An 8,867-nucleotide genomic window follows, 5' to 3' on the forward strand; every position below is an offset into this window, starting at 1 on the left:
AACCTATACCAATTGACCAAGGTCAATGACAATTAGAGACTAGCATCTGATGATCGAATAAACAAACTAAAAAGACAATCAACACAGATTTAATTTATATAATACGAGAGGTTATATAGTGATTTTAGCAAGTTTATGCGTAAGTTAAGAAGGTTTACTAAGCAAAAGCTAGTTTATATCGTGGTTATCGAGCCTCAAGCTTCTGGAAGCCTGCATGCACATTTGTTGTTAAAAACACCAGATAAATCAAAGCTGGTTATACTAAATGACGTTGTAGCTGAAAAATGGGGGCAAGGGTTCACCAAGACTAAACGATTAAGTGACTCCGACAACGTTTCAGCATATTTAATGGCTTATTTAACCAATGTTGATTTGGACAATCTTGAGGGAGATTTTACTAAAACAAGTGATAGACCTAAGAAGATTGTTAAAGGCGGTCGGCTGGCTTTATATGATGTTGGAATGCAGATTTATAGACGATCTAGGGGAATTGTTGAACCTGAAAAGGTAGTAGACCAGAAGTTTAAAGTTCAAAAATATTGGAATATTAAAACTGATCCTGATTATTACCGAAAAGTCGAATTTAAAAAAGGTAAAGATAATTTTGATGTAGAAATAGAATATTATTCATTGAAAAAAGCAAAAATACGAGAATTAAAAGAGTTAAATTCAAAAAAATAATGCTGAGATCGCTAATATGATGCGGTTTCAGCATTTTTTATGATTAACTATCTTTTAATGTTGCTAAAAGTGCTTTATAATAGCAATTAACAACTTAATAAAAGAGAGCAACAAAAAAGCCCTTAGATGATATTGGCGTATCTTCTTCGGGTCAAGCTCATTGATTACAGCAACTAATCAATAAGTGATTTTTTAACTTTCTTATGTTTCCATTTTAGCAAGGGAAACAATTTAATTCAACATTTAGAATAGTGAATTATAAGCGAAAGTAAAAAAAGATGATTAACTGGCTATAGTCAATGAATTTGGCTATAGCTTTTTTGATAGATTGATAATCTTTAATGCAAAATAGGAGCGGCTATCCAGGTTAATCATCAAATTAAGCCCCTCTGTTGCTGGAGACGCGCCAGTCAGGGAGTTATCTATCGTGGGTAAGCTAAACCCGTTGATTTCGCAAATCACAAAGACGTGGCAAGTTGTCCATGCGGGTTCATTAACCTAATTGAGTCAATCAGGAAGCCTTGGAAATGCTAACGACTATCCTTTGGATCGTAATGTTCAAGTTTACTTGAGTTATTGAACAGAAACAAAAAAACTCGCGTCCAACGTGACGTTAAACCGAGATCTATAAAGGAACAAGGGCAGGGTGAGTTTAAACGGTCGGTCAGATTTAATTGCTGAGATTTGAAGCAGAAGCTTGATTTTTGAGCAATTGAATCTGAACTATGCGGAAGCCACGCGTCTTCTCAGTAGTTTTTAAGCCACGTTTAGGCTAACTATTGAGGAGGCGCTATGCGCCTTACCTTTTAGCCCCTTTTGGGGCTGGAAAAATTTTTAATTTTTCTTTTTTATATTTCGATTTTTGTTGGACGGAGTGGCGCTCCAGAAAGGCTGGTCGTTTTTTTGTTTCCAAAGAACGTTCTTGGAAACAATGGAAATAAGCAGGGAAACGAAACAATGAAACAAACTAACAAATTGTATAATCAAACTGAATTAGCTAATAAATTAGGCATTTCAAAAGGTACACTTAGTAAGTGGATTAATAAGAATAATGTTTCCCCGGAGAAGGTACAAGGAAACAAAAAGCTTTATAAGGAAACATTAATAAATAAATATTATAGATCAAAAAATGTAGATGATGTCAATAATGACAAGCCTAAGCGGGAATCATTTTCATCTATTGAGTTTTTAAAAAAGCAAGTTGAAATACAACAAGAAACAATTGAAAGACTACAAAAGAAACTTGATGAAAAAGACAAGGTAATTTCAGATTTTGGCCAAAAATTTGCGAAATTAGCAGATCAAGCACAGCAGTTAAATTTAGTTGATAAGCCTCAATTAATTCATAAAGATGGTAATTCTGGAAAAAATGTCTCTGTTGCAAAAGAAAAAACAACGAAAGAAAAAAGGCCGCCAAGAAAGAGGCACTGGTGGTGGTTTTAATAAAATATTGAAGCTGTGTTAAGAGGTAAGATACATGACAATAGGAAGTCTATTAAAAAAATATCGACTTGAACAAGGAAAAACACAAGCCAAATTTGTAGGAAAAATAATTGATCGTTCATATTACGCAAAGGTAGAAAATGAAATACATCAGATAAGTGCTAGGGATCTCATGAGCATACTTGCTTATAACGGGATTGACTTATCTGATTTTTTCACGCAAATAAATGAAAAGTACGAGTCATATAAAAAACAAATACTGCATCAAAGAAAACTTATGGAACAAGCTTACTATAAAGTAGATATTAAACAAATGCAGAAAATAAAGCATATTATCAATGAAAGTGGGTTATCAAAAAGCGACAAAGAAATGCAAAATCTTTTAGTAGAAGGATTTATAGAATTGCTCAAAGTAGATGACAAACTGAATCTCTCTCTGCAAAAAGAGCTGAAGGAAAAGATATTTGATATTCCAGAATTTAATAAAACCAAGTTTATGTTGTATTGCAATTCAATGCGTTTTTATTCTTTTCAAGACAATAAGATAATTACCAGAAAATTAGTAAGAAGATATGGTTTAACAGAAGATACGATTATTCAAAAAGATCTTTTGTCAATAGCTATCAATCTATTAGTCTTTTCTATAGAGGAAAATAAATTCAATGATATAGGGTTTTGTTTTTCTTATGTTAACAGTATTCCTACGACTCCTGATATTTATTTCTATAAGAACGTGATTCAATTTTTTGAATGCTTAATCAAATATAAACAAAGTGGTAACAAATCATTTTTAGAAACATGTGATGAAATAATAAAAAATCTTTCAATATCTAGTATGAAAAACTACTCTTTAGAATTGAGTAAATTTAAGGATAAGTATAAATAAAAATATGTAATAATGTGCAATTACGCACATTATTACATATTTTTGTTTGATTCTAAATATAATGAGACAAAAATTAAAAAGAGTTATAGAAAGGAAGCAGCATTATGAGTCCAGAAGATGTTGTTATTATCGTTGTAACAGGATGAGTTAGATCAACCTGTTTAGGCTTGAAAAGCAATTTAAAGAAACTAATGTTAGTTTTTAAGAAGGGAGCAAATAAACATGAATAAATCTAAGAAATTATTAACTTTAACTGCTGGTTTAGTTTTGTTTTTAACAACTAATTCAATGACCACATCGGTGTTAGCAGATACAAATACTGTAGAATCTCCGAATATTCAGACTAACATTCAAGCTACAAAAGGATTCGTTCATCATATTTGGTATCAAACTACTTTCTTTCATGAAAATAGACCTTATGTTTTTGTAACTGTAACTAGAGGAAATCAAGCTTTTAGAGGATATATTCAACGTAGATATACTCAACCAACTGGTCATGGGCCAACAGGAGTAGTATATGGAGGATATCTTTTTAATACGAAATTAAAGAATTATCCTATCCCAACGCTGAATAAAAAATTACCTAAATTAGAGATTGAGAATAACCCTAATTCTACAAATTTAAAATAATACAAGGAGTTGTTAAGCATGAAATTAAAGAAAATGACAATTGCTTTAAGTGTCTCTGCCGTATTGTTATCATTTGTATGTAATAGTACAGTAGAGGCTTCTGAAACTGATACAAACTCTTCTCAAACTGTTCAAAAATTACCCCTGACTAAAAAAATTCATGGTGTTAAAAGATGGGGACCATGGCATAGTAGTGCTTCTACTGTCCCTGTAGATACTCCTTGGGAAATTCCTTACAATGATGGTACTTATAACGGTTACCTTCATAGAGAAAATATGTATCAAGAATTTCAAAATAATAAAATTCGTTGGATAGTGTATTACGGTGGTACCGTTCGCTTAAGATCCCATGGAGCTATTATGCCATACAAAAATAATATTCAGGAATAAAGTGAGATGTTTCTATGAATAAAAGGATTATAGCAGCTTTTGCTACGGTAATTATTGTTGTGGGCGCATTAAGCGGCTGGTTAATTTATCATAATCAGCAAACTGTTCCTAATAGTCTGATTAATCAAGGTTATCAAACCGTTGATGCCCGGCAAAGCGACAATACAATGGCTAACCATTTAGGAATATCAGTAGCCCTATTTTTAAATAAAAATTCAGCAACTATTAATGGCTTTCAACCAGTGGGTAAAAGCAGTTACTTAGGTGATTCCAAGTTAATAAAGTCTAATACATCAACTGCTAAAAGTATTTATAAGGCTTTAACAGGTCATAGCACTTTTAATACTAAGGACTACCTAAAGCTAGTTAACGTTGATTTGGGCCGTGTTTATGTTACGCAGCATAAAAATAGCTGGACGTTAAAAAGCAAGAAATTGACATTAACATTTCATAGAACTACTGATGGTAATTGGGCAACACCTGATGGCACGCTTTGGTTTCCGGTTAAGACTAAATAGTTAATAAAAAGCTAAGAATATTATATTCTTGGCTTTTTTAATAGCAAAAAAGCCACCGACTCTACAACTGCCGATGACTCTGGTCGTGCCTATTGCCGATAATTACTTATCGAGCAAATTATTTAGCTCGTGAAGAACTAAATGAAGCTCGTGCAATAGAACGCAAATTAGGAATATGGATACATTATACACATGACTTGCCTCCTTTCCACCCATCTAATAGGGAAAATTAAGCACGGATAGTCATGCAATTTCTATTTTATCATGCTCGTGCTATAATAATTATAGGAATATGGATGCTTACATGACTTTAGTTGTGCAAAGCGTGGGCGGTCTTATGACCGTCTTTTTTTTATTTTCAATTTTAATATAGCAAAAAAGCAAAAAAAAACTAAAAAAGTCCAAGAACGTTGTATTGTCAACGCTCATTGATCTTTTAGGGGATTTTGTCCGCTACTTTGTGAAATCTTGAAAGAATGAAAAATAAAAAGCCCATCATTTCGGGCTTTTTTAATTGTGTACGGTGCTATTTTCACAATCTTTTTTCGTATACCTTTTTTAAGGCGCATTCTTGTGCCTACTTCGCAAAACTTCCATTATGTAAAATTCAATAAAATAACCCCCCCAAGGATTGCCTTGAGGGGTCTTTTTGAATACATTTAGCTACTTATTATTATAGCAAATTTTAGCAATAAAAATTATTACGTTTAATGTTGTTTTTACCGTATTTTCCGACAAGAATATTAATTTTAGTTTGGTAAAAATGTGGTTTTTTTAAATAAGAAAAACTACCGAATCATTCGCCAAAAATACCGTGTAAATATCTTTTAAAAATATTTGGAGTTGCTGTACATCAACTTATAAAAAAAGCAAAATTTTCAATAAGTTTGATGTTAAATAAGGCGGTTCTATCGTATTCTTAGGCTTTTTGTCAGCTAAAACTATAGAAAGCTAATTTCTAATTTTATTTATTTTAATCAAATTTGATTTCAAAATAGGGCGAATTTGATGACTTTTAAAACAAATAATCATATAGGGCTATTTAATATGTTGTACAAAAGCTGATTTAAAGCAATTTGTTGGGATTTTTTAGAAAAAAAAGGAAATCGAATTTAATTTTGAAAAAGAAATAAAATAATTGCAAGAGTTGAAAATGAGACTCTTAAAAATTTAGAAAGGAGAAAAGTCAAGATGAAAACTGATGAATTGACCCAACTGGTTCATTTAGCTCACAAACTTCATCAATCACTTAAGGCAGGCGATGCGGATTTGATGGGTTTTGACCTAACTCAAGTTCCATTTGATGAAGTCGAGGATTTTGCATTCGTAATTCAAATGGCTAACGCAATGAATCACAGTAAGTAATTAGTAAAAAAAGAGTGGAAATCCACTCTTTTTTATTTACGAAACAGTATTTTTAGTGCTTTAAAGCAAAATCACTATTAAAGAAGAATTCAAGTTATGCTGATTATCAAGGAGGCAAAAAATGTTAAAAGAACAGGAAAATATACAGTCTTACAGCAGATTGTTAAGATCAGCACTTGACGCTAAGCTAAACACTGATGATAGTTCTTTTAGTAATTCGATTGGTTTGAAACTTACTAAAAATAGCTTGATAGTATGGCTTAACGAACCAAGTGAATCAATTTTGAATGTGGACTTTAAAGACAAAATTGAGCAAATAGCAAGCTCTATTCTTTATCCGCAATTTGTCGTTAAACATAAAGCAGGACTAACGCTAATTCCAAGATTAAACGAACCACCAGAATCAGCAAGAGGGCTTAAATTTGGGCTTCATTATGGGATTTATAAACGCTTAAAAATAAAGAATTTGCTTAATGATGTCCAAATTTTTGAGAGCAACAAGAATTTAGCTATTGCACTAATGCAGGATTACTATTGGCAACCTAATAAATCACCTCATTTAGCTATTCAGGCAATTACACGGGGCGGAAAAACCACATTTCTTCGTTATTTGGTTTCAAATTGTGTAGCATTTTCAAAAATGGGTGTTAAAAATGGGTCTTTTGATGACGGAGCCAAAGAATTAAGGGTTATTGATCCGAAACTGGATGGTAAATTGCGTGAATCTACTTTGAATTTAGGTGGGATTTATTTAAGCCCTGATTTTTCGAAAAATGACAATAATTTTTTAGATTCTGTTTGCTCTGAATTACGTAAAGTTATTGATTTAATGCATTCTAGAGCTATAGCTAAGAAGAATAATCCTAATTTAAAATTTAAAGATGTGTTTTTAATGATAGACGAAGCAATTTCGATTCCTTCAAGTGGTAATAGTAAGAATAGAGCTATTTATATGGGGCTTATTGATAAAATATCGCTAATGTCAGCGAGCTTTCAAATTCATTTAATTGTTGCAAGCCAAAGCTTTTTAAGCGGTACGGCGGGTGTTTTTTCGTCACAAACGAGATTAGAATTTTCTACTAAAATTCTTTTAGCTTCAAAAATTACGGCAGAAAATGCGCAATTTCTTTTTAAAGAACTCGATTCAGCTGCAATTAACAATTTGATTCTTGATGAAGATGAATATGGCACATTAGGGGTCGGCATTGTAACAAATGGAGATGGGAACATTGTTCCGTTTAAAGCCCCTTTTATTGAAAAAATGGAATAAAAACATGGATAGAAAAATTAAATTTATTTTTGAAAACTACAATTTTTTAGCACATGAACCTTTTAAGATTAGCGTCAGTCTTGCAGTAATAGCATTTGCGTTTGTTCTTATGCTTTTTGGACTTGATATTTACAAGCATGTCTCAACGAGTTTAGGTGGATTTCTGATTGCGATAAATCTAGTAATAGCAGTAGTTATGGTAGTTTACATTGCTTATATGCAAGATGCCGCAAAAAAACAAAATTTAAAGCTAGTAAAAGGGTTTAATTATCGGCTATCTTTACAAATGAGCCGTTTTCTTCAAAAAGAATTGATCTCGCCAGTTGATTCTTCTGATTATAACTATTCAGCTCAAAGCCAGATTCAAAAATACAATAATCGGCTTCGATTACTAAGCTTTGTGGCCGTTTTTGAGCGAGAAGCATATATTTTCATACGGCTACCTAAAAATATTGCTTCACGGCGAGATATTGAAGATCTAAAAGAAATAGCAAATGACATAGCTCTTGACTTGGACATGAGAACTTCTAGTTTTCAACCTTACATTAATAATCAAAATTTAGGGCTTGGGTACGTTTCAAGAGGAAAATATGAAGTTATGCGGCTAGCCTAAAAATGCTGGCGCTCTGCCCCTGTAGGGAGCAAGAGGCGCCAGCCACAGGCATAATATTTGGGATTTTTGTAAAAAAAAAGGAAATAGCAACAAATAGAAAAAACATGAAATAATTTTAGTAGAACAAATAGAAAGGAGCTCAACAATGAGTTTAAAAAAATTAGCCAATTTCCAAGCATTTGATGCACCAAGATTCTTTAAAGGAAAGGCTTTCTTGTTTACAAAGTTGGAAGAGTGGAAAGAGGGTGATGATGCCGACCATATGGTTTCAGTAGGTACTAAAGTTACTGGCGTAATTTACCAAGATGACACCAGTTATGGTCACGATTTGAAAGGTGTTAATGAAGGTGAAAGTTTAACTTTCAAGGTACGTCAGCCACTTAGTGCTTTTGCCGATTGGCAAGCATTTGGAACCCGTTTTTTGGTTGAAAAGGTTGAAAAAGCAAGCATTTGGGGAGATTACAGAAATCAACTTTCTGTTAAAGTTCCAAGTTTACAAGTTGTAAGGGATAATTAAAATCTTCTATTTAACTTGATTAACCCAATACTTTATAGTCGTTTTTTGAAAAAATGAGAAAAAGTGAAGAGAGCAAAATTGCTCAAAATACGCTAGTAACGGGTTATAAATATGGCGATTCTATCGAGCTTTCTACCAGTGTCGGAAAAAAACCAGTAATGAAAAAGGTTTCTAAGGAAAAAATGGTTAATCGACAAACTGGTGAGGTTAAAGACATTCAGCATGTCACTAGTAGAGCTGATCCGAAAAATTATGAAAGTCTGCGGCAAACCTTCAAACGCTTAAAAAGGCTAATTGGAGCAAATTTCTGCGGCGGTGAGTCTGAACTTTGGATTACTTTAACTTATCGTGATTCGCCGATGACCGACAGTAAGTCATGTGGTGATAAGTCAATGTAAATTGTAAATTTTATTTTTAATTAGTTTGTGTTAAAGCCAAAATTTGCGTGCATGAAACTAGGCCCTATTTCAAGGGTTTTTAATAACTATTATTTACTCCTCCAAAAATGTTTTAGACCAATTGATCACCTCGGTGTTTGATAGATTTGACCAGTT

General features: G+C 32.6%; 11 protein-coding genes. All 11 read left to right on the forward strand.

Annotation, left to right across the window (positions count from 1 at the left end; genetic code table 11):
• Positions 1-135: 135 nt before the first annotated feature.
• On the forward strand, positions 136-681 hold the full coding sequence (locus tag CP367_RS08985) for a hypothetical protein (protein WP_098043546.1): 546 nt from the start codon (positions 136-138) through the stop codon (positions 679-681).
• Positions 682-1,638: 957 nt separating this feature from the next.
• Entirely contained in the window at positions 1,639-2,124 is a 486-nt protein-coding gene (locus tag CP367_RS08990; RefSeq protein WP_143469232.1) for a helix-turn-helix domain-containing protein, read from the forward strand.
• A 34-nt stretch (positions 2,125-2,158) separates the two neighbouring features.
• Positions 2,159-3,010, forward strand: a complete 852-nt coding sequence (locus CP367_RS08995; protein WP_098043548.1) for a helix-turn-helix domain-containing protein — start codon at positions 2,159-2,161, stop codon at positions 3,008-3,010.
• A gap of 222 nt (positions 3,011-3,232) precedes the next feature.
• Entirely contained in the window at positions 3,233-3,640 is a 408-nt protein-coding gene (locus CP367_RS09000) for a hypothetical protein (RefSeq protein ID WP_098043549.1), read from the forward strand.
• Between the two features lie 18 nt (positions 3,641-3,658).
• Positions 3,659-4,030: a hypothetical protein gene (locus tag CP367_RS09005; protein ID WP_098043550.1), complete on the forward strand. Its 372-nt coding sequence runs from the start codon at positions 3,659-3,661 to the stop codon at positions 4,028-4,030.
• Positions 4,031-4,044: 14 nt separating this feature from the next.
• Positions 4,045-4,548, forward strand: a complete 504-nt coding sequence (locus CP367_RS09010; protein WP_098043551.1) for a hypothetical protein — start codon at positions 4,045-4,047, stop codon at positions 4,546-4,548.
• A gap of 1,191 nt (positions 4,549-5,739) precedes the next feature.
• Positions 5,740-5,913 (forward strand): hypothetical protein, encoded by a 174-nt coding sequence (locus CP367_RS10765; RefSeq protein WP_158227332.1) that lies wholly within the window; start codon positions 5,740-5,742, stop codon positions 5,911-5,913.
• A 121-nt stretch (positions 5,914-6,034) separates the two neighbouring features.
• Positions 6,035-7,183 carry a hypothetical protein gene (locus CP367_RS09015; RefSeq protein ID WP_098043552.1) on the forward strand — a complete coding sequence of 383 codons (1,149 nt, stop codon included), beginning with the start codon at positions 6,035-6,037 and terminating at the stop codon, positions 7,181-7,183.
• 4 nt (positions 7,184-7,187) lie between these two features.
• Positions 7,188-7,796, forward strand: coding sequence for a hypothetical protein (locus tag CP367_RS09020; RefSeq protein ID WP_143469234.1), 609 nt, complete (start codon positions 7,188-7,190; stop codon positions 7,794-7,796).
• A 145-nt stretch (positions 7,797-7,941) separates the two neighbouring features.
• The gene (locus CP367_RS09025) at positions 7,942-8,313 is read left to right on the forward strand and encodes a hypothetical protein (protein WP_098043554.1); all 372 of its coding nucleotides are present in this window, start codon (positions 7,942-7,944) and stop codon (positions 8,311-8,313) included.
• Positions 8,314-8,366: 53 nt separating this feature from the next.
• The gene (locus tag CP367_RS09030; RefSeq protein WP_098043555.1) at positions 8,367-8,711 is read left to right on the forward strand and encodes a hypothetical protein; all 345 of its coding nucleotides are present in this window, start codon (positions 8,367-8,369) and stop codon (positions 8,709-8,711) included.
• The last annotated feature ends 156 nt before the right edge of the window (positions 8,712-8,867 follow it).

This window comes from Lactobacillus sp. UMNPBX16 (genome assembly GCF_002553775.1).
GTDB lineage: Bacteria > Bacillota > Bacilli > Lactobacillales > Lactobacillaceae > Lactobacillus > Lactobacillus crispatus.